This window comes from Trichlorobacter ammonificans (assembly GCF_933509905.1).
GTDB classification, from domain to species: Bacteria; Desulfobacterota; Desulfuromonadia; order Geobacterales; family Pseudopelobacteraceae; genus Trichlorobacter; species Trichlorobacter ammonificans.
In genome coordinates this window covers 1,286,709-1,307,881 of the sequence record NZ_OW150024.1, presented here as the reverse complement: position 1 = coordinate 1,307,881, position 21,173 = coordinate 1,286,709, and the positions used below count along the sequence as shown (strand labels likewise).

Genomic DNA, 21,173 nt, shown 5'->3' with positions numbered 1-21,173 from the left:
GAGCGGTTGGCAATGATATGCTGGCTGTATAGAGTCATCAGATGCAGATTCTCATGAACTTGCCCAAGATTATTGCCGGATTTTCACAGCATGAACATGATAGCCGAAACAGAGCATTTCGGAGGAACCGCGATCAGTGTGGCTACAATGCTCTAGAACTCGCAGCATGAGCCGCAAAGCTATTCCTTGAAAAAAATTAAGTTTGAAATGGCAATATCGGTTCGCTATTTCCGGAACACGGTGTATCTCTTGGCCCAGATATTCGAAAAAATTTCCGTTTGGCACAATTTCTACAATACGGAATCCGGCGTCTGCAAAATGCTTTTGATAAAAATAGGCATTAAAACCGGTAGCATAGTGATAGGGGGCAAAATGGGTCAGGCTGCAGAAGGGGGCCGTCACGACAAGGTGACCTCCGTCTTTAAGGAGCCTTGAAAACTCCTTTATTGCCAGAACCGGTTCGGGAAGATGCTCGAATACCTCGATGCACATGATGGCATCAAAGGAGCCGCTGGCCACCGGTATGGAGACGATATCACTGACGATATCAAGATCCGCCTGTTCCCAAAAGCCCGTCTGAAGGCCGCGCCCATCACCCTTGCCGTCGTACCTGGCAAAATCCTGCGAAACATATTCAAGATGCGAGCAAAGCCCCCTGAAGCGCTGTTCGCCAGCGCCGGCATCGAGAATCCTGCTTCCGGCCGGAATACGGCGAAGCACAGCTTTAAGCCACTCGATCCTGCGGTGCTCATTCTGTGTGCCAAACCTGGTCATTCGCTCTCTCTTGCAAACTGGTAGCAACCGCAAAGTGTTAGGATGATCGTGGCATTATATCAGCCGGTTTCACAAACCAGAAACAGCCGCAACCGTAGTCCTGGGCATCCGCCAGTTCCCCACTAGCCGGAGCGATGATCCCCTGTCCGGCAGCATTGTCGGGAACCAAGGCAAACTCTCTCAACTCAAACCCTTCGAAGTACCCTACGACCTGCTGGTAAGTATAAATGCGATGGGCATTAAACAGAATCTTCGCTGTCCCCCCCAATGGGACCACAAACAGCAGCGTCCCACCTCTAGACACCACTCGCCTCAACTCAGCGATCGCCTTCAGATCCCCGTCCGGATCGAGGGGATCCCCGTAACGCCCAAGCCCTACATGCTCCACCACATGCATGCAGGAAAGGGATTCGATACTCTCGTCCCTGAAAGGAAGTGCCAAGAGGTCTGCCGCTTCACTGGTAAGCCCGGATAGCCGGAGGTCAGCCGGACGGTAGTCGTAGAACCTGACCTGTAGAAAGGCAGAAACTATGGTGCAGAAATGCAGCGAAGAGGAGATGTCCACGTGGAGTTGCGTCCGGCTCTGGGCGAGAATGCGTGCGGCCCAAGCAGGATGGTAGATATAATGAGAATCAAACCCGGATGCCGAAGTCTTATCCTTCAAACAGGGAAGACGGTCATTCCAACGAACGGGAAAGCGTGCAGTCTCTTTTTCGTTCAGCCTATGGAACGTTAGAAAATCTGCCATATACCTTAGATAAGCACAGATTTTTATTCTGGTCGCAGAAAAAGAGATCATAAATCGCTCGCCTAGTTGTTTGACCAAAATTTATTCAATTTTCTCAACAAATTCATTATCAAGTTGCAATCTGACTCGGAACCGTCGCAGCTCTGATTGATTACCGTGCCTACGTTTCCAATGGCGCCTGATTTCAATCTGATATTACGTTCCTTCATACGGCTGAACCAGTTATATCTCCCCTCTCTGCTCATGATATAGTCCACATCATTTTCATCAATTAAATCTATGAAGGGAATAAGTATCTGTAATGCCGTGAGAGACATCATTCCTTTCCGGGCATCCCTCATCCAGTAAGAATCATGCCCGTATCGATGATAATAGAAGGACTCGGGCATCACCGTCATGCGTGAACCTGTGGCTAACTGCCGAAAGCCGAAACCCCAGGCGTCCAGAGCACCGGCGAATTCGGGATATCCCCCCGCCTTGCGCCAACTCTCTTTGGTGTACAGATAGTTGCCGCTGGCGCCCGGCGTTATCGGACCAGCCAGACAATCTTCTAACGTAATTAAACCGTTCCTGAATTTCCACTTATGGGTGACGCATTCTTTGACAGTGTTGAAATAGTGAAGCTCCTCGAATGCTGCGATATCAGCACCTGACAGCAGGAGGTGCTCCCTCAGAGCCTTCACGGAATGAGGCGCAAGAATATTATCGGAATCAAGACAAAAAACAATGTCATTGGTACAGTTCTCTACTGCTGTATTTCTTGCTGCAGCGCCTCCCTTATTCCTTACATGATGCAGTACCTTTATATAAGAATATTTCAGGTTTAGTTCATTGATTGTTTCAGCGGTATTATCAGTAGAGCAGTCGTTGACAATAACTATTTCATCGCCATCTGATACATTCCCATCAATAATTGAATCAATAGATTCAATTATTGTTTCAGCACAGTTATATGCTGGAATTATATAGCTGATATTGTTAAATCTCACCCTCTGTCGCTCTCACTATCTAAAGGTTCATTTACACGTTTTCCATTGAATGGAATATTTATAACTCCGTAATTAACAGCATCGTTATTTGAGTACCATTCTTCTACAACAGAAAAACTTCTCAGGTAAGTTCCCCAAATCCAGTCATTCATTCCATCTCTATGTCCGCCAACTGCCACAGTATATTCGCCGGGCCTCAAGAGAAAAGGAGGGATGATGATTTCCGAAATGAACGTTCCCCTCCTTAACAATTGTGGGGTCTGCGTGTCATGCTGCGATAACAGCCTCACATCATCTTTGAATACGGAAATGGTTATTCTAAAGTTCGGAAGGTCGTGCTTACAGACCCCTTTTATCGAAATGATAATGCTCCGGTCCGGATTGAGGTGGATGCAACCGCTCGATATCCCATTGATAACTATTTCATGAAAAATGAGCGCGTCCAGGAGGGTACCGATAAAGCAGGCTCTGTTGAGGCCACCTGTAGAAAGATCAGAGCCAAGGTATGACGTTACCACCTTGTCAGTTGTGTCATGTGCTACCAACTCGCCATTTTTGAGAAACAAGCATGTGCCGCAGAGCTGCTTAATTGCGCCTATATTGTGACTGACAAAGAGAATGGTTCTCCCCTCTTGAGTCGCCACATCCTCCATCTTCCCCAGACATTTCTTCTGAAACGCGGCATCCCCCACCGCCAGCACTTCATCCACGATCAGGATTTCCGGCTCAAGGTGTGCAGCCACGGCAAAGGCCAAGCGCACGTACATGCCGGAGGAGTACCGCTTGACCGGGGTATCCAGAAACTTTTCCACTTCGGAGAAGGCGACGATCTCGTCAAATTTTCTGGCTATCTCCTGTTTACCCATCCCCAGGATAGCACCGTTTAAGTAGATGTTTTCCCTGCCGGTCAGTTCGGGATGAAAACCGGTGCCCACCTCCAGCAGGCTGGCTACCCTGCCCCGGATCCTGACCCGGCCGGTGGTCGGTTCGGTGATGCGGGACAGGATTTTCAGCAAGGTAGACTTTCCGGCACCGTTGCGCCCGATGATGCCGATACGCTCCCCCTGCCTGACCTCAAAGGACACATCATTCAGCGCCCAAAAATCTTCAGAAGCAGAGGTAGAGGGTACCGTTGAAACATGGGGGGTGAAGGGTGAGCGAATTTTTCTGCAGACGGAGGATACTGCTCCGGTGATGCCATCGCGCAGCGTGGTGTACTGATCCCCCTGCTGATGGGAAATGATGTACCGCTTACCCAGGTTTTCGACGGTAATAACGGGAGCCATGAACAGCCTCTATATCACATCTGCCAGCACCCGCTCGGTTTTCCGGAAATACCAGAGTCCGGAAGCAACGAGCAGGAGCGATAGTGCCGTGGAAAGCAGGATGCCGGGCCAGAAGAGTTCCGCGCTGCCGCGCAGCAATGCCCACCTGAAACCGTCAATCACCCCCACCATCGGGTTCAGGGCATAGAGCAGCCGCCACTGCTGCGGCACGATCTGGCTTGCAAAGCCGACCGGCGAGACGTAGAGGCAGAACTGCAACAGAAACGGCACCACGTACCTGAAGTCGCGGTACCTGACGTTGAGGGCGGCGAACCAGAGTCCGGCGCCAACCGCCGGCAGGCAGGCCAGCAGCAGAAAGAGCGGCAGAGTGGCAATCCGCCAGTCGGGCCAGAATCCGTACCAAAGCATGATCCCGGCTATTACCAGCAGGGAGATGAGCAGGTCGGTCAGACTGACGATGATGCTGCTTGTCGGCACGATGATGCGGGGAAAATAAACTTTGGTGACCAGGTTGGCGCTGCCCACCAGGGAGCCGGAGCTTTCCGACAGGGCGTTTGCAAAGAAATTCCAGGGGATCATGGCGGCAAACACCAGCAGCGGATAGGGAACGTCGCCGGAGGGCAGTTTTGCCAGCAGACCGAAGACCACGGTAAAGGCGATCATGGTCAGCACGGGACGCAGCACACTCCAGGCAACGCCGATGACGGTCTGCTTGTAACGGACCAGGATATCGCGCCAGACCAGGAACCAGAACAGCTCCCGGTAGCGCCAGACATCACGCCAGTAGTGCAGGACGGGGCGGTTGGGCTCGATGACCCATTCATCTTCACGAAGCATACCGTCAGGTTCCCATCATCCCTGAAAACTGAAACAAATGGCGCATATACAGCCGGGGATGGTTCAGCAGCAGACGTGCCATCATGCACAGCTTCCTGGGGTATCCCATCGTAGCGCTCATGGAATCGTCCTTGACCCGGTAGTGGAAGAGGACCTCCGGAATCCTGACAAAGCGGAGCCCCATCTCACAGAGCGTCAACCAAAAGTCCCAGTCTTCCCAGCCATACTTCATGTTTGTGTTGTATCCCCCGGCACGCACCCAGGAAACCCGGCGGAACAAGGCCGAGCAGAATACCATGTTCTGCCTCAACAGCAGCCCCGGAGAGAACTCGGGCAAGTGCCAGGTGCCGCACGCCGCCCCGAACCGGTCGGCCAGAGCGTACACCACGCCAACACCGGCATCGTTTTTCAGGACAGCAACCCCTTTTTCCAGATAGGTCGGCGCAATCAGGTCGTCAGCATCCAGCGGCAGGATGATGGTGCCTCCGGCAACTGCAATCCCCCGATTTCGGGCGGCGGCCAGGCCGCCGTTCTCCGTGTGGAGAACGGTCAGCCGCTGATCCTTGAGCGTCTCCAGGACCGCCCGGGTATGCGCATCGGTCGAACCGTCGTTCACCACGATAATCTCGAAATCAGTGAAGGTCTGGGCCATGACCGACTCCAGCGCTTCAAGAAGAAAGGCTCCCTGATTATAGCAGGGAATAACGACACTAACCTCCGGCATGCCCAGCAGGCTTTCTGAGTACGGATATGGTGTCAGGATTCAATTCCGGAGGGAGATCAGGCCAGACACGAAAACGGCCGTCCGCCCAACTCGTAAACTGGCGCTCCAGCACAAGGCCGCATTCATGGCAGAACTCCTGCATCATGGCCGCCGTCATATCACTGCGCCAGCCGATTCTGTTCACTCCCCCGCTGCTGTGGTGGATAACGACAACACCGCCGGGATTCAGCAGCCGTGCGAACTGATTGACGTACGTCCTGATGTCGGCGGCTGCGATATGGACAAACACATCCCATGACCATATGCCGTCAAAACGGATATCTCCCAGAGCGCTGAGATCGGAGCCGTCATTGACGACGTACGAAATATGTGAATAGTTGCTGAACCGCTCCTTACAAAGCTCAATACATACCGGCGTCACATCCACCACAACCAGCTTGCGTGCCAATGGCGCCAAATACTCCGTCCATCTCCCGCCACCGGGACCTATTTCAAGAAGCGTCTCCCGTCCCGTCAGGTAATGGCGCAGCACATGATCAACCAAGCTTTGTTTCCACTCCGCGTCATTGGACCACTCCTCGCCGTGCCGCGACCAGTCCCAATTCGACCAGACCTTGACATTATTGGCAATCGTATTGGGACGATGCACAAACCTGTTCCAGAAACAGTCAAATAGTTTACGCAACATGCACACACCCGTTTTTCAAGCCGGCCGAGCCACTTCGTTTCACTGCCGCCCCCCCTCTCTGAGGGCGTTCAGAGCCCCCCTGACCAAGTCCCATCGTCCCACGGCCACCCTCAACAAGATTTCCAGCACGATCACCATACCGACGGTCACCAGCGCCGCCGGATGATAGCGACGGGTGAAAAGGATGCGGTTGCGGATGTTGTAGTAGTCACAGGTACGGCTTTTACGGGCCGGATTGCTGCTGGTGCCGATGCTGGCCCCCACCTTGTGGTAGACGATGCTTTCCGGGGCATAGCCAAGCCGGAAGCGCCCCTTGGCCCGCAGCGCCCAGTCCGCTTCCTCGAAGTACAGAAAATACGCCTCGCAGAGCAGTCCCACTTCGTCGAGAAAGCGCCGCGACACCAGCATCGATGCCCCCTCGACATAGTTCATCCGCGCTTCGGCCCGCTGCCGGTCGATGCTGCCCGTATAGCGGCTGAAACGACCGTGGTGCCAGGGCACCCCCAGCCAGCGGCAGTACCAGCCCCCCCCCAGGGCCTGGATGCGGTTGCGGTCATGGTAGTGCACAAGGGTCGAACCGCAGATGCCGATCCGAGCATCCTCATTCATCCGCTCCACCAGCCGGGTCAGGCTGTCCGGCGCTGCCACGGTATCGTTGTTCAACAGCCAGAAGTAGTCAAACCGCTCCCCTGCCAGAGCATGGCGCAGCCCGGCATTGCAGCCGCCGGCAAACCCCCGGTTCTCGCCGATGCCGATCAGGGTCAGCCACGGATCATCCCCCTGCGCTCCGCCCGTCTCCACGTCAGGGCGATCCATCGTCGTCCGGCAACCGACACCGTGTTCCGCCGCCCAGGCTGCAATCCGTTGCAGGGAGTCGTCGGTGGAGCCGTTGTCGCAGACGATCACGCGCAGATCGGGCCAGGTGAGTTCCAGCAGGCTTTCCAGGCACTCCAGCGTATCGCGCCAGCCGTTCCAGTTGACCAGGATGACGGCCACCCGGCTCACCGGTGGATGCTCCAGACCACCAAGGCTGCCCAGGCGATTCCCACGACGAGCAATACCCGGTCATGCAGCAGCGATTCGGTGGGGTCGCCCCCCTTGCCGCTACTCACCCGCAGCAGATAGCGCAGCAGGCCGAAGAGGCAGAGGGGAACCGAGTAGACCAGTCGCGGCTTCTGCAAGGTGTACATGGCGTAGGTCACCAGCACCGCCGCGCCGGTCAGATGCATGGTGCCGGCAAGGAACCCCTCAGGGTAGTGGGCAAGGCTGCCGCGATGGTTTCCCGCCCCCTCACCCAGCAGCCGGACCTCCCCCAGACGCTTGCCGGTACTGAGAAACACCGCCAGCAGAAAGACCGTGAGAAACAGCCAGGGGGAAACGGTCACGCCGAACAGCGTTCCCCCCGCCTGCAGGCGGATCAGAAAGCCGGCGGCAATGCAGAAGATATCCACCACCGGCAGCTGTTTCAGGTAGAGCGTGTAGCCGCACAAGAGCAGGGCATAGCCGCCGCAGAACAGGAACATCTGCGGTGAAACCAGACGCGCCAGCCCCAGTCCCGCCAGCACGAGCAGGGCGCAGATAACGGTAACGGCGCGGGGAGCAACGGTGCCTGAGGGGAGCGGGCGCAGACGTTTGCGGGGATGCAGGCGGTCCTGCTCGCAGTCCAGCAGGTCGTTGAAGAGGTAGCCGGCACTGGATACCAGACAGAAGGCGGCAAAAAGCCACACTCCCTCGGTGAAAGCGGGTCCTCCCGGCAGATATCCCGCCAGAAACGGCGGAAAGAACAGCATCAGGTTCTTCAGCCACTGGGTGGGCCGCAGCATGGTGAGATACGGTCTGATCATGCGTTCGTTTTCCGTCAGTAACGCTGTTCCAGCCGGGGTACGTGCCATTTGATCAGGTTGTGACCGATGCCGGCCGGAGCCGGCTCGATCCCGCGGATACGGGACGACACCGCCGGCAGGGCGTCGGGAACGTAGAGAAAGGTGTAGGGCTGCTCATCGGCCAGAATTTCCTGAATCCGGAAATAGGCCTTCGTGCGCTGTTCGATGTCAAAGGTGCCGCGCCCCTCCTCCAGCAGGCGATCCACCTCGGGGTTGGCGTAGCCGATGAAGTTCAGTTCCCCCGGCTTGGTCTTGCTGGAATGCCAGATATCGTACATGTCCGGGTCCTGGGAGGTAAGCCAGGCCAGCAGCACCACCTCGAAGTTCCCTTTGTCGATGAACTCTTTCAGGAAGGCGGCCCACTCCACCACCCTGATCCGCACGTCAACCCCCACCTGCCGTAACCGTTGCTGGATGATCTGGGCCGTCATCAGCCGCTGCTGATTTCCCTGGTTGGTCAGGATCGTGAAGCGGAGCGGCTTGCCATCCTTCTGCAGCATGCCGTCGCTTCCCGGCAGCCAGCCGGCCTCGGCAAGCAGGCTCCGGGCATAGCGGGGATCGTGGGGAATGTCCCGCACCCCCGGATTGTAGGCCCAGCGCCCCGGAATCATGGGGCCATGAGCCTTCTGCCCCATGCCGAACAGCACCCCCTGGATCAGTTCCTCCTTGTTGATGGCGGCGGTCATGGCCCGGCGGACACGACGATCCTTGAACAGGGGATGGCGCAGGTTGTACCCAAGGTAGAGGTAGCCGTTGGAAGGGTACCGATACTTGTTGAACTGCTTCCGGAACCGCTCGTTGTCGGTCTGGCGGGCGTATTGCACCGGGGTGAGCCCCATCATGTCCACCCCCCCGGCCTTCAGTTCCATATACATGGTGGAGGTGTCGGGGATCAGCCGGTAGACCAGTCGGTCCAGGTAGGGACGCCCCTCAAAATAGTCGGGGTTGGCCTCCAGGACGATCTTCTGTCCGGCGACCCACTCCTTGAACCGGAACGGCCCGGTTCCCACCGGTTTGCGGGCCAGGGGGCTTTTGGTGATATCCTGCCCTTCCAGCAAGTGGGCCGGCAGCATCCCTACCCCCCAGGAGGCCAGTGCCGGAGCATAGGGCCTGGCGTAGCGGACAACCACGGTATGGGTGTCGGGAGCGGTCACTGCGGCAACCTGCCGAAAATCCTCGGAGTAGGCTGTGGGAGTTTTGGGATCAATGATTACCCGGTAGGTGTACAGTACGTCGCGGGCGGTGAAGGGGGCGCCGTCGTGCCATTTAACGTTGCGCCGCAGTTTGAAGATGATGGTCAGGCCGTCGGGAGCGACCCGAAACGACTCGGCCAGATCCCCCACCAGCACCAGATTTTTGTCATACTTGACCAGCCCGTTGTATATCTGGGCCGCCACACTGTGGGAGGCACTGTCCGAAGCAAGAACCGGAATCAGGGTTGACGCCTCGCCAATGGTCCCCTCCACGAGCGTGTCTCCCGGCACGGGAGGAGCTGCGTCGGCGGTATCACCGGCGGGCGGTACGGGCGCAACGGCCGGTCTGTCGGAGCAGGCCGCGCTTACCAGCAGCAGGACGATCAGCAGCAGGGCGCATCCTGTCGCCGAAAGGCGCTGCAGACCCGGGACCGCACTCATGGAGCCCCCGATTCGCCCCGCAACAGACGCCTGATCTTGATATCCAGTTCCTTTTTCGACGGATCGAGGGACTTTGCCTTCTTGTAGTACTTCAACGCCTTTTTGGGCTCCCTGCGGGCAGCATGGGCATCCCCCAGGTGCTCGAGAATTGTGGGGTCCTCCGGCACCAGTTCCGCAGCTTTTTCCAGATGTTTGACAGCCTCATCGTATTTTTTCATCTGGTAGTAGACCCAACCCAGGCTGTCGATGAAAAAGCCATCGTCCGGCTGCAAGGCCAACGCCCGGTTGATATACCCCAATGCATCATCAAGGTGGACCCCCAGTTCGGCGTACGTGTACCCGAGGTAATTCAGGGCCTGGGCGTCGTTGGGGTTGAGTTCGATCACCCGCTTCATCCGCTGGATCGACTCAGCCTTCTTACCTGCCTTGTCGTACAGTATTCCCAGCCTGAAATGGAAGCGGGGCTCATCCTTGAAGCGTTCCTGAACCTCCAACAGGTGGCGCAACCCCTTCTCGCTCTCCCCATTGGCATCATAGAGTGTCGCCAGGGAAAGATGCAACTCCAGCGAACCGGCGTTTTTTGCGATGGCCCGCATGAGCAGTTCCACCGCTTCCGCAGTTTTCCCCTGCTCCCGGTAGATGAAGGCCAGACGCCCCACCGCCTCCGGATAGGCGACACTGTCGGCCGGCACTTTCTCGAACTGTTCCTTGGCCTGTTCCAGTTGTTCCTTTTCTTCGAAGGCCGATCCCAGGTACACGCGCAGCTGGTGCGCATCGGGGTCTTTGACCAGCATCTCGCTGAACAGTTTGATGGCATCGTCAAAGCGTTCCAACTCAAGGTAGAGCAGTCCGATCTTGCGATTGTTCTCGGCGTTCCCCAGCCCCATCTCGTTCAACCGTTCCAGGTACCCCAGTGCTTCTTCATAGCGCTGGTTCTGGATGGTGAGCTGCACCAGCCGGTGCAGCAGTGGCGCCCGGTTTTCCGCACTGTCCAGCGTATCCCGATAGGTGGCGATGGCAAGTTCCAACTCCCCCAGCGCCTCGTAGGTGATGGCCAGATCAATGGCGGCCTGGGTCAGATCGGGACGCAGCTGCAGGGCGCGCTTGTAGTAGACGACGGAGTCCTTGTACAGCTTCATCTGGGCATACGCCTTGCCCAGGTAGTAGTTGCCCAGGGCCGACTCGGGCTGTTCCTTGATCAAGGTTTTCAACACCGTCACCGCCTCCTCGTATTCGAACAGGCGGATCAGGATGGTGGAGAGGTGCAGGACCGCGTCCTCCCTGCCCGGATCGAGCTTGACGGCGGTCCGCAGATAGGCGGCGGCCTCGCGGTCTTTGCCCAGGGAAGCCATGATGGTACCGGCAAGCAGATGGGGGTCACGGAAATCGGGAGCTGTTTTGGTGGCGCGGTCAAGAACGCTGAGGGCTTCCTGCACCCTGCCGGCCTTGAGCAGGATATCGGCTTCCAGGGTCAGCGGATAGGGACTGGTCGGGTCGGCAGCCTGGGCCTCACGGCTGAGCAGGATGGCCCGGTCGGCCCTCCCCTCGCTCCAGGCAATGCGTGCCTGGGCGTAGAGTCCCAGCGCGGAGTGGGCGTCGGGAAACTCGGGGGATGTGGCGATGGAAGAAGCCTGGGAGGCGCAGCCGGCCAGCAGGCAGCCGCACAGCAATAGGTACAGGCGGTTCAGCATGACACACCATCCATGAACGGTCTGAAAGATAGTTGGAGCCTTCGGACGCTACCACAGTTGGAGGAAGAGCGTCAAACGATTCCACACGGCATGCCTTGCATGGTTGCCCGGTCGATGGTACTGTTTTCAGCAGCACACGCGCCGGAGGCCGTCGAGGCTAGAATGCCCCGGAACGGAAAGGGATACCATGCCGTACCAGTTTGTCCAGAAACTGTTGCAACGCCTGCAACTGCGCGAGGCCTGGGTAATTTTTTTCGTGCTGGGCAACGTCATGATCAACTTTCCCTTTCTGCGCATCTTCAACCAACCGGTCAGCGTGCTGGGCTATCCGCTGCTGTTTATCTATTTTACCCTCGGCTGGGCCATCTCGATCTTTGTCGTCTATCTGTTTACCCTGACGCTGGAAGAGCCGCCGGAGCAGCAGGATACACCGGAAGAGCAGGCCTGACACCGTGACCCTGAATATCCTTCACGTTGCCGCCATTGCCATCGCCTACACCGGACTGCTGTTCCTGGTTGCCTGGCACGCGCGCCGCCGCAGTGAGCAGGGACGCAGTGTGATCAATTCGCCGCTGGTCTACTCCCTTTCCATCGCGGTCTACTGCACCTCCTGGACCTTTTTCGGCAGCGTCGGCAAGGCGGCAACTACCGGCATCGATTTTGTCCTGATCTACCTGGGCCCAACGCTGGTGGCCTTTTCCTGGTTCTTCCTCCTGCGACGCATCATCCGGATCAGCAAGGAATCCAACATCTCTTCCATCGCCGACTTCATCAGCCTGCGCTACGGCAAATCCCAGTTGCTGGGTTCCCTGGTCACGCTGATCGCCGTGCTGGGAATCATGCCGTACATCGCGCTGCAGATCAAGGCGGTCTCCACCTCCTTTGCCCTGGTCAGCGGCGTCACCGGCCGCTCCATCCCCCTGCCGGGCACCGAGGCGCCGTTCCCGCTCCCCACCGGCCTGATCCTGACCCTGGTCCTGGCGATATTCGGCGTTATCTTCGGCGCCCGAACCCTTTCGTCCACTGCACGCCACGAAGGATTGATCGCCGCAGTCGCCTTCGAGTCGGTGGTCAAGCTGCTCAGCTTGATGGGGGTTGGAATCTTCGTCACCTTTTATCTCTTCAACGGCTTCGAGGATATCTTCACCCGTTTCTACCGCCATGATCCCGATCAGTTCTACCGGCTGTTCACCCTTGAAACCGGCGAGGGAGCGGCCGGCATTCCCGCGTCGACCATGCTGATGCTCTCCATGGGAGCGGTGATGCTGCTTCCCCGCCAGTTTCACGTCATGGTGGTGGAAAACGCCGATCTGAAGCATGTCAAAAAGGCAATGTGGCTGTTTCCCGTCTATCTCTTCCTGATCAACATCTTCATCATGCCGATCGCCCTGGGAGGCATTCTGCTCACCGGCAGTTCCCAGGGAGCGGACTATTTCGTGATTACCCTGCCACTCAATGCGGGCAACGAGCCGATGGCCCTGCTGGCCTTCCTGGGGGGGCTCTCCGCTGCCGCCGGCATGGTGATGGTCGAATCGGTGGCCATCTCCACCATGCTGCTCAACAACCTGTTCATGCCGCTCATCGTCAGGGTCAGTCCCAAACCCTGGTTTCCCGTGCTGTTGATCAACCTGAAACGGTTCGCTATTTTCCTGGTGGTCTTTCTGGGCTACTTCTATTACCGGGTGGTGGGTGACTCCTTCATGCTGGTCAATATGGGGTTGATCTCTTTTTCCGCCGCCATGCAGTTCATGCCGGCACTACTGGGGGGGCTCTACTGGCGGCGCGGCAACAAAACCGGCGCCATCTGCGGTATGTTGCTGGGATTCCTGGCCTGGGGCTATACCCTGCTCCTGCCCTCATTCATTACGGCAGTCGGTGACCCCACTATCCTGCTGAAAGGTCCCGGCGGACTTTCCCTGCTGCGTCCCACCGCCCTCTTCGGCCTGAGCGGCATGGATATGTGGAGCCACTCCCTGTTCTGGAGCATGCTGTTCAACATCGGCGGCTACCTGGTCTGCTCACTGACCTTCCGCCAGACCGAGGCCGAACGGGAGCAGGTACGTCGCTTCATCAACCGTTTTGAAATCGAGCAACTGGAAGTCCGCTCCAGTGCCAAGCGCCTCTCCAAACCGGTATCGGTACAGCAGTTCGTGGCACTCATGGGTAAGTTCATCGGTCAGCATGAAGCCCGCAAGGCCATGGGTGCCTATCTGAAGGGGCGGATGATTGACGAGGCCGAAAGTGTTCCGGAGTTCGAGCTTCCCGCCATGAAACGCTTTGTGGAGCGTACCCTGGCCGGTTCGGTGGGGGCGGCGGCGGCAGGCGCCATCATGGACAGTTATCTGTCGGACATGGGCAGCCGCATGGAGTCGGTCTACGACATCTTCAGCACGGTACGGGCTTCCTTAAGCCAGAGCCGGGAGGCACTGTACGTCAGACTGAAGGCATCGGAGATCATCAACCGCACTCTTGATCTGCAGACCATCATGGACGAGTTGCTGCAACTGCTCCTGAAAGAATTCAGGCTGGACTGTGCCTTGATCCAGATCCGCACCAGCAGCGACCATCCCCTGCAGGTGCAGAGCTACCAGGGAACGAACCGGCACCCCATCGGCCCGGGACACTGGTACCTGGAAAGCGAGCCTTACGCCCGGATGGCGATGGTGGACCAGAAGGCCCACTTCGTCAACGACATCAACCTGCTGAACGGTATCGTGCAGATGGAGGCCACCCGTGCAGAAGGTTTCGTTTCCTTCGCCCATATCCCGATCTTCCGGGAGGGAGAGGAAAGCCTGGGGGTGCTGTCGGTCTACTCGAAAAGCATTGTCGGGCTCTTCACCGAGGAGTTCATCAGCCTGCTCTCCAGCCTTTCCGGCCAGCTTGCCCAGAGTGCCCGGCTGGTCAGCGTGATGGAGGCCAAGGAGAAGGAGCGTCGCGAGAAGGAACTTGCTCAGCTCGCCAATGCCCGGGTGATGCGGGACATGGAAATCGCCGAGCAGATTCAGAATTCGCTGCTGCCGGCCGCCGCCCCGGAACTCTTCGGCATCGATCTGGCCGGGCGCTGCGCCTCTGCAGCCCATGTCGGCGGCGACTATTACGACTTTTTCAAGCGGGACGACCAGACCATCGATCTGCTGATCGCCGATGTTTCCGGCCATAGCGTGGGGGCGGCCCTGATCATGGCCGAGGTGCGTACCCTGCTGCGGGTACGCACCGGCAGGGTCGCAAGCCCCAGCGTCATCCTGGGCGATCTGAACAATCAACTCTACGAAGATCTGACCCGGGCCGAGCTGTTCATCAGCATGTTCTACGCCCGCTACAATGCCGCCACCGGACGCCTTTCCTACGCCAACGCCGGCCATAACCTGCCGATACTGTACCGGGACAGCGAAGCCCGCTGCATCGAACTGGATGCCGACGGCATGGTGCTGGGAATCAAGCCGTCCATTGTCTTTGAGGAACAGTCCCTGGAACTGCAATCCGGCGATCTGCTGCTGCTCTACACCGACGGCATTCCGGAAGCCGCCTCCCCCGACGGTGAGTTTCTGGGTATGGAGCGGGTCTATCGCCACCTGGCGGCGGTCAGCGCACTGCCGGCCAATGCTATTGTCGATTCCTTCTATGACATGGTAAAGGAGTACTGCGGCAGCAGTACCCTGCAGGACGACGTGTCGCTGGTTGCTTTGAAAATCACTGCATGACGGAAAGGAGCAGCACCATGAACATCAGACTTGAAGAGAACAAGGGCGGCATACTGGTACAGGTCAGGGAGGAGCGCCTTGATGCCAACAACGCTGAGACGCTGAAACATGAGCTGTCACGCCTGTTCGAGGAGGGGAAGAAAGGGGTGGTGGTGGACCTGAAGGATGTCCGCTTCATCGACAGCTCGGGGCTGGGCGCCTTGGTATCGGGCTTTAAGAACGCATCCTCCCGTCAGGCGGTGCTGAAGCTCTCCGGACTGCAGAGCCAGGTGAAGTCGATGTTCGAGCTGACCCGCCTGCACCGGGTGTTCGACATCTACGCCAATGCCGACGAGGCGCTCGAATCATTGTAGCCGCCTCTCCACCACCGGAGCTGTTCAGGAGTACTCGATGAACAATGAGATCGACATACAGATCAGGGTGCCCAACCAGACTCGCTACTTAAGCCTCATCGGCAGCATCGGCGAAGATCTTGCCGCCCATCTGCAGGAGTACGAAGGGGATCGGGAGGCGCTGGCCTATCACCTGAACCTGGTGCTGACCGAAGCCATGGTCAATGCCATACGGCACGCCAATGCCAACGATCCCCAGGAAGAGGTGGTCATCAGGATTACCATCTCCGACAACGAGCTGGTGATGCTGGTCTTCGACCACGGTCAGGGCTTCGATATCGGCGCCATTCCCGACCCGACCGCCCTCGATGCCGGGCTGCTCGACGAGCATGGCCGGGGGCTCTTCATCATGCGCTCCCTGATGGACTCGGTGCACTATCGCAAGGTGGACGGCGGCAACGTCCTGGAGCTGCGCAAGAAACTCTGAACACCGGCCTCAGGCCGGATCGTGGTAGGCCACCATCCGGCCGTCACAAGTACGTATCCGCCAGCTCCCGTCCGGCTGCCGACGTGCCGTCTCAGCCAGAAGCGGCACCTTGCCCCTGCCCCCCGGCAGATCCACCACGAAATGCGGGATGGCCATGCCGGACACCCGCCCCCGTAGCGCCTCCACCACCTCCATCCCCCGCGCAAGCGGCGTCCGGAAATGGGCCGTCCCCTGGACCAGATCCATCTGGTGCAGGTAGTAGGGCTTTACCCGCATCCGCAAGAGCCCCCTGAACAGCTCCTCCAGCACGGCCGGATCGTCATTTACCCCCTTCAGCAGCACCGTTTGGTTGCCCAGCGGTATTCCGGCCCCGCTCAGCAAATCGCAGGCTCGTGCCGCCTGGGGTGTCAGCTCCAGGGGATGGTTGAAATGGGTATTCAGGTACAGGGGGTGATGGCACGCCAGCATCCGGCAGAGCTCCGGGGTTATCCGCGCCGGATCGGTCACCGGCAGGCGGCTGCCGATGCGGATGATCTCCACATGGGAAATGGCACGCAGCCGGCTCAGCAGGGTGTCGAGCATTTCCAGCGGCAGCAGCAGGGGATCGCCACCGGAGATCAGGATATCGCGCAGCGTCGGCGTGACGGCGATATAGTCAACGGCCCGCTCCAGGTCGACGGCATCGCCGGTGCAGCCGATGGAACGCTTACGCATACAGAACCGGCAGAAAACGGCGCACTGCCTTCCCGCCAGCAGCACCGCCCGGTCGGGGTAGCGGTGAATCAGGCCGGGCACGGGGCTCAGGCGTTCTTCATCAAGGGGATCGGGAGACTGGTCACTGTCCGAGAGTTCCTGCAGCGACGGAATCGCCTGTCTCCAGACCGGGTCGTCCGGTCGCCGGATCAACCCCGCGTAATAGCGGGACAGGCGGAAGGGAAAGCGGGCGGCCACCTGCTGCAGGGCGGCGGATTCCACCTTGAACGAGGAAAGGATCTCCTCAAGGGATACGCAGGGGGATGGGGATTCCGACATGGGCTTCAGCGGGCAATGACCTTGATGAACTTGACCAAGTAGTCGACCCCCGACCAGACGGTGAGCGCCAAGGCGATCCAGAGAAAAAAGATGCCGGTATTATGCATGGAAACGGTTAACAGCGGGTGATCCAGTCCAAAGAACCAGCGGTACTCGTAGTGCAGCAAGAGCCCGATGATGGCGGTAATCTGGAAGATGGTCTTGTATTTGCCGAGATCGGAGGCCTGAATCACGATCCCCTCGCTGGAGGCGATGCTGCGCAGGCCGGTGATGATGATTTCACGGGCCAGAATGACCAGCACGATCCAGGCCGGTACCCGGTTATAGGGCAGGATCATCACCAGCGCCGCCGTCACGATCAGCTTGTCTGCGATCGGGTCCAGGAACTTGCCGAACACGGTGACGATCTTCATGCGGCGGGCCAGGTACCCGTCCAGCCAGTCGCTGGCCGAGGCCAGGGCAAACACTGCGGCAGCCCAGAACCCGGCCTCCCGGGATGGAGACAGCAGCAGAACCACCAAGAGCGGGATGCAGGCGATCCTGAACAGGGTCACGATATTGGGAAGATTGAGGATAGACGGCGAATTCGACATGGCGTGCTATTTTAATTGGCCTGCTGCATGCCGGCAAGAACACGATTCACGTAGGTACGGGTCTCCTGATAGGGGGGGATGCCGCCATAGCGTGCCACCTTGGACATGCCGGCGTTATAGGCGGCCAGGGCCAGTGATATATCTCCCTTGAAGGTGTCCAGCAGGAAGCGCAAATAGCGGACACCGCCGTCAACGTTCTGCTTCGGATCAAAAGTATTGGTCACGTTCAGGCTCCTGGCGGTGCCGGGCATCAGTTGCATCAGACCGGTTGCCCCGGCGCGGGACACGGCATTGGGATTGTAGCCGGACTCGGCCCGGATGACCGCCTTGACCAAGGCGGGACTGACGCCGTACTTCGCCGCGCTGGCGTTGATCAGGTGTTCGTACTCCCGCGGGTCACCGCCGGCGGCAAGCCGGAAGCGGGTCCGCAATTGACGGTCTTTGCGCAGATCCTTCAGGAAAATTTTGAACTTTTTGTCGGTGGGAGTATCGGTAAAATGCACCACACCGTCGGCATCCTCATAGCGGTAAATGTCGGCGGCAGCTATCCCGGGGGCGAACAAGAGGGCGCAGAGCATCAGCAGAACAACAGCCAACGCAGAACCAAGGACCACGTCAGGTATGCGATGCAACGAAACCATGGCTTCAATAAGCTGAAAAACCCCGGAAATGTCAAGTGGAAAGTACTTCTCACGCGCTCCCCGCCGACGTGCGGATTGACATTTATCCGGTGATTGGCTAGAAGGGTAATTCGCTGTTTCATTCATGTCGGAGCAGTGGTGTAACGATCCCCCAAACCCAAGGAGCGCACAGCCGTGACAGAGTCCCGCGCAACCTACAAGGAAGCCGGCGTTGATATCGAGGCCGGCAACAGTTTCGTCCGGATGATCAAGCCACTGGTCAAGTCAACCTTCCGTCCGGAGGTCATGACCGACATCGGCGGCTTCGGCGGGCTCTTCTCCCTGAATACAAGCAAGTACAAGAACCCGGTCCTGGTCTCCGGCACCGACGGTGTCGGCACCAAGCTGAAACTTGCCTTCATGGCCGACCGCCACGATACGGTGGGAATAGATCTGGTGGCGATGTGCGTCAACGACATCGTCGTACAGGGGGCCGAACCGCTCTTCTTTCTTGACTATCTGGCAACCGGCAGGCTCGAACCGGAAAAGGCCGCCCAGGTGGTGGCCGGAATCGCCGAAGGATGCCGCCAGGCGGGCTGTGCCCTGATCGGCGGCGAAACCGCGGAGATGCCCGGTTTCTACGCCGACGGCGAGTATGATATTGCCGGTTTTACCGTTGGTGTGGTGGAAAAGGACAAGATCATCGACGGCACGTCGATCAAGAACGACAACCTGCTCATCGGTATCGGCTCCAGCGGCCTGCACAGCAACGGCTATTCCCTGGCCCGCAGAATTATCTTCGACCGGATGAAGCTTTCCGTCAACGCCCCCCTGCCCGAACTGGGCGGTACCGTGGCCGATGCCCTGCTTGCCCCCACCCGCATTTATGTTCGGTCGATCATGAACTTGCTCAAGGATTTCACCATCAACGGCATTGCCCACATCACCGGCGGCGGCCTGCTGGAGAACATCCCCCGGGTCCTGCCCAAGGGTTGTACCGCCAAAATCAAGCTCGGCTCCTGGGAAATGCCTCCTGTCTTCCCGCTGCTGCAGAAGGCCGGAAATGTTGAGCAAAACGAGATGTACCGCACCTTCAACATGGGGGTCGGCATGGTGCTGGTGGTACCACCGAAGGATGTGGACGACCTCATCTCCCGGCTGCACGGCCTGGGGGAAAGCGCCTGGCTGATCGGCGAAATCGGCGGCAGCGGCGATGTCGAGCCCTGCGTGGAGCTGGTCTGATGACGGCACCGCCGGTCAATATAGCCGTCCTCGTTTCAGGGAACGGCACCAATTTCCAAGCCATCGTCGATGCCTTGGAAGCAGGACGGATAACAAAGGGACGGATCGCCTGCCTGATCAGCAACCGGCCGGACGCCTTCGCCCTGGAACGGGCACGGCAGCACGGCATTCCCGCCCTGGTGCTGGAACATACCGGCTTCGCCAACCGCCGGGAGTACGACACCGCCCTGGTGGCCCTGCTGCGCGAGCACAATGTCCAACTGGTGGTCCTGGCCGGTTTCATGCGCATTCTGTCGCCGGTAATGATAGAGGCGTTCCCCAACGCCATCATGAACATCCACCCTGCCCTGCTTCCCTCCTTTCCCGGACTGGACGCCCAGAAGCAGGCACTGGACTACGGCGTGCGCTACACCGGCTGTACGGTCCATTTCGTCGACTGCGGTACCGACACCGGACCGATCATCTTGCAAGCCGTGGTACCGGTACTGGCCGGGGACACGGTGGAATCGCTCTCGGAGCGGATTCACGGCGAGGAACACCGCATCTACCCCGAGGCGGTTGGCCTGTTCTGCACCGGACGGTTGCAGGTTACGGGCCGCCGGGTGATCGTCACCCCGGCACTTTCTCCTTGACAGTCTAAATTTCGCCATGCTAAGAATCTTGCTTCAATTTCATCATGTATCAGCATTTCTTGCTGGAATCATACGGAGGTAGCACGTGGCCCATCACAAGTCGGCAATCAAGCGTATCAAGCAGAACGAAAAGCGCAATGCCCGCAACCGTCATCGCAAATCGACCCTCAAGACCTATATCAAGCGGGTCCGTGAAGCTGTAGAAAACAAGGACAAGACCGCCGCACTGGAAGCGCTTGCGGCAGCCATTCCGGTCATCGACAAGACTGCTTCCAAAGGGGTCATCCACAAGGCAACCGCATCCCGCAACGTTTCCCGCCTGACCAAGCTGGTCAACACCCTGGCCTGAACAAACCAAAGCGGGACCGTCTTCATACCGAAGGCCACCGTCAGATGACGGTGGCCTTCGTTTGTTGCCCTATTGCATGCAGGCTTCTGATCAGGGAAGCGGCCGCACGAATATCTCCCGGGCCAAGGCGCCGTCAATGGCAAACTCAGAAAAACCGACCCGGAAGATGTACGACGGGAAGGACTGCACCAGCTTGATCCGGTTGCCGGGCAGCACCCCCATGGCCATCAGCTTCTGCATCTTGGTACTGTCGCCGGTCTGGATGTAGGCGATCTCACCCTCCTGACCGGAGGCGCATTCGGTCAGTGCCACCACTCCCCGGTCGCCGGCATGACGTGCCGCGGAACAGCACTCCCCCGGTGGAATCGGCTTGCCGTGGGGGCAGGTCTCCGGATGGTTCAGCATGGTGCACAGCTTGACATCCACCCCTTCGTTCAGCAGGTGCTCGAACTCGCAGGCCTTGCTGTCACCCTCTTCCCCCTTGATGTTGAACACGTCCATCATCAGCCGCTCCGCCAGCCGGTGGCGACGGATGGTCTTACGCCCCTCCTCCCGTCCCTCCGGGCGAAAATAGAGCATCCCCTGCCGGATTTCCACCAGGGCGTGGGAGGTCAGTTCGCGGCAGGCGGGATCATCAATGGTTATCTTCATTTTCTCGGGATCATAGAAGGCCCCACCCTCCTCTTCCACGGAAACCCACATCGCCTCCAGTATTTCTTCCGCCCGCTCAGAAAGTTTCATGGTTCAAGCTCCTTTATCACTCTTTGATACCAAACGTTTCAGTCGTTTCAACAGCTCCGGCTCCGGAATGTTCTTGTAGCCGCAACGGGGACAATGGATGCCGCGACAACCGCCGCCGCCGCAGGCACCGCATCCCGGCCGGGTTCCTTCCGACTCATCGAACTCATGGCCGCAGAACGTACAGCGCATC

The 21,173-nt window shown here is 58.5% G+C and carries 23 protein-coding genes; 7 read left to right on the top strand and 16 right to left on the bottom strand.

The genetic code is table 11. The features are described 5' to 3' along the window. Window positions 1-69: 69 nt before the first annotated feature. From RAK07_RS05955 to RAK07_RS05905, 11 genes are all read right to left on the bottom strand, one after another. Window positions 70-774, bottom strand: coding sequence for a class I SAM-dependent methyltransferase (locus RAK07_RS05955; protein ID WP_305731921.1), 705 nt, complete (start codon window positions 772-774; stop codon window positions 70-72). 37 nt (window positions 775-811) lie between these two features. After that, window positions 812-1,522: a DUF268 domain-containing protein gene (locus tag RAK07_RS05950; protein ID WP_305731920.1), complete on the bottom strand. Its 711-nt coding sequence runs from the start codon at window positions 1,520-1,522 to the stop codon at window positions 812-814. 62 nt (window positions 1,523-1,584) lie between these two features. Further along, a complete protein-coding gene (locus RAK07_RS05945; RefSeq protein ID WP_305731919.1) occupies window positions 1,585-2,511 on the bottom strand; it encodes a glycosyltransferase family 2 protein in 927 nt (308 codons plus the stop codon). Beyond that, window positions 2,508-3,797 (bottom strand): ABC transporter ATP-binding protein, encoded by a 1,290-nt coding sequence (locus RAK07_RS05940; RefSeq protein WP_305731918.1) that lies wholly within the window; start codon window positions 3,795-3,797, stop codon window positions 2,508-2,510. The genes RAK07_RS05945 and RAK07_RS05940 overlap by 4 nt, the downstream gene beginning before the upstream one ends. A gap of 9 nt (window positions 3,798-3,806) precedes the next feature. Continuing rightward, window positions 3,807-4,634 carry an ABC transporter permease gene (locus tag RAK07_RS05935; RefSeq protein ID WP_305731917.1) on the bottom strand — a complete coding sequence of 276 codons (828 nt, stop codon included), beginning with the start codon at window positions 4,632-4,634 and terminating at the stop codon, window positions 3,807-3,809. 4 nt (window positions 4,635-4,638) lie between these two features. After that, window positions 4,639-5,358, bottom strand: a complete 720-nt coding sequence (locus RAK07_RS05930; protein ID WP_305731916.1) for a glycosyltransferase family 2 protein — start codon at window positions 5,356-5,358, stop codon at window positions 4,639-4,641. Continuing rightward, a complete protein-coding gene (locus RAK07_RS05925; protein ID WP_305731915.1) occupies window positions 5,345-6,046 on the bottom strand; it encodes a class I SAM-dependent methyltransferase in 702 nt (233 codons plus the stop codon). Before RAK07_RS05925 ends, RAK07_RS05930 begins: the two co-directional genes overlap by 14 nt. A gap of 39 nt (window positions 6,047-6,085) precedes the next feature. Next, window positions 6,086-7,051, bottom strand: a complete 966-nt coding sequence (locus RAK07_RS05920; RefSeq protein WP_305731914.1) for a glycosyltransferase family 2 protein — start codon at window positions 7,049-7,051, stop codon at window positions 6,086-6,088. After that, window positions 7,048-7,890, bottom strand: a complete 843-nt coding sequence (locus tag RAK07_RS05915; RefSeq protein WP_305731913.1) for a decaprenyl-phosphate phosphoribosyltransferase — start codon at window positions 7,888-7,890, stop codon at window positions 7,048-7,050. Before RAK07_RS05915 ends, RAK07_RS05920 begins: the two co-directional genes overlap by 4 nt. Before the next feature lie 14 nt (window positions 7,891-7,904). Continuing rightward, a complete protein-coding gene (locus RAK07_RS05910) occupies window positions 7,905-9,563 on the bottom strand; it encodes a peptide-binding protein (RefSeq protein ID WP_305731912.1) in 1,659 nt (552 codons plus the stop codon). Next, the gene (locus RAK07_RS05905; protein WP_305731911.1) at window positions 9,560-11,254 is read right to left on the bottom strand and encodes a tetratricopeptide repeat protein; all 1,695 of its coding nucleotides are present in this window, start codon (window positions 11,252-11,254) and stop codon (window positions 9,560-9,562) included. The genes RAK07_RS05910 and RAK07_RS05905 overlap by 4 nt, the downstream gene beginning before the upstream one ends. 187 nt (window positions 11,255-11,441) lie before the next feature. Here RAK07_RS05905 and RAK07_RS05900 point away from each other — a divergent pair, with 187 nt between their 5' ends. Genes RAK07_RS05900 through RAK07_RS05885 form a run of 4 tightly spaced genes read left to right on the top strand, consistent with a single transcriptional unit; the run spans window position 11,442 to window position 15,774 of the window. Then, window positions 11,442-11,702 (top strand): hypothetical protein, encoded by a 261-nt coding sequence (locus RAK07_RS05900; protein WP_305731910.1) that lies wholly within the window; start codon window positions 11,442-11,444, stop codon window positions 11,700-11,702. A 4-nt stretch (window positions 11,703-11,706) separates the two neighbouring features. Beyond that, a complete protein-coding gene (locus tag RAK07_RS05895; RefSeq protein ID WP_305731909.1) occupies window positions 11,707-14,955 on the top strand; it encodes a SpoIIE family protein phosphatase in 3,249 nt (1,082 codons plus the stop codon). 17 nt (window positions 14,956-14,972) lie between these two features. Continuing rightward, window positions 14,973-15,308: an STAS domain-containing protein gene (locus tag RAK07_RS05890; protein WP_305731908.1), complete on the top strand. Its 336-nt coding sequence runs from the start codon at window positions 14,973-14,975 to the stop codon at window positions 15,306-15,308. 37 nt (window positions 15,309-15,345) lie between these two features. Beyond that, complete coding sequence (locus RAK07_RS05885; protein WP_305731907.1) at window positions 15,346-15,774, top strand: ATP-binding protein; 429 nt, start codon at window positions 15,346-15,348, stop codon at window positions 15,772-15,774. 9 nt (window positions 15,775-15,783) lie between these two features. Here RAK07_RS05885 and RAK07_RS05880 read toward each other — a convergent pair whose 3' ends face one another. From RAK07_RS05880 to RAK07_RS05870, 3 genes are read right to left on the bottom strand one after another with little or no spacing between them, the layout of a single operon-like run. Then, window positions 15,784-16,806, bottom strand: a complete 1,023-nt coding sequence (locus RAK07_RS05880) for a KamA family radical SAM protein (RefSeq protein WP_305731906.1) — start codon at window positions 16,804-16,806, stop codon at window positions 15,784-15,786. A gap of 5 nt (window positions 16,807-16,811) precedes the next feature. Next, the gene (pgsA, locus tag RAK07_RS05875) at window positions 16,812-17,399 is read right to left on the bottom strand and encodes a CDP-diacylglycerol--glycerol-3-phosphate 3-phosphatidyltransferase (protein WP_305731905.1); all 588 of its coding nucleotides are present in this window, start codon (window positions 17,397-17,399) and stop codon (window positions 16,812-16,814) included. Window positions 17,400-17,410: 11 nt separating this feature from the next. After that, window positions 17,411-17,977, bottom strand: coding sequence for a lytic transglycosylase domain-containing protein (locus RAK07_RS05870; RefSeq protein ID WP_305733486.1), 567 nt, complete (start codon window positions 17,975-17,977; stop codon window positions 17,411-17,413). 237 nt (window positions 17,978-18,214) lie between these two features. Here RAK07_RS05870 and purM point away from each other — a divergent pair, with 237 nt between their 5' ends. From purM to rpsT, 3 genes are all read left to right on the top strand, one after another. Further along, window positions 18,215-19,261 (top strand): phosphoribosylformylglycinamidine cyclo-ligase, encoded by a 1,047-nt coding sequence (gene purM / locus RAK07_RS05865; RefSeq protein ID WP_305731904.1) that lies wholly within the window; start codon window positions 18,215-18,217, stop codon window positions 19,259-19,261. Beyond that, window positions 19,261-19,893 carry a phosphoribosylglycinamide formyltransferase gene (purN, locus tag RAK07_RS05860; RefSeq protein ID WP_305731903.1) on the top strand — a complete coding sequence of 211 codons (633 nt, stop codon included), beginning with the start codon at window positions 19,261-19,263 and terminating at the stop codon, window positions 19,891-19,893. The genes purM and purN overlap by 1 nt, the downstream gene beginning before the upstream one ends. A gap of 85 nt (window positions 19,894-19,978) precedes the next feature. After that, window positions 19,979-20,242, top strand: a complete 264-nt coding sequence (gene rpsT, locus RAK07_RS05855; RefSeq protein ID WP_305731902.1) for a 30S ribosomal protein S20 — start codon at window positions 19,979-19,981, stop codon at window positions 20,240-20,242. A 90-nt stretch (window positions 20,243-20,332) separates the two neighbouring features. On the opposite strand, the gene RAK07_RS05850 is transcribed toward rpsT, so the two are convergent. Both RAK07_RS05850 and RAK07_RS05845 read right to left on the bottom strand, forming a co-directional pair. Then, window positions 20,333-20,983: a metal-dependent transcriptional regulator gene (locus tag RAK07_RS05850; RefSeq protein WP_305731901.1), complete on the bottom strand. Its 651-nt coding sequence runs from the start codon at window positions 20,981-20,983 to the stop codon at window positions 20,333-20,335. A gap of 3 nt (window positions 20,984-20,986) precedes the next feature. Further along, window positions 20,987-21,172, bottom strand: coding sequence for a hypothetical protein (locus RAK07_RS05845; protein WP_305731900.1), 186 nt, complete (start codon window positions 21,170-21,172; stop codon window positions 20,987-20,989). Window position 21,173: the final 1 nt, after the last annotated feature.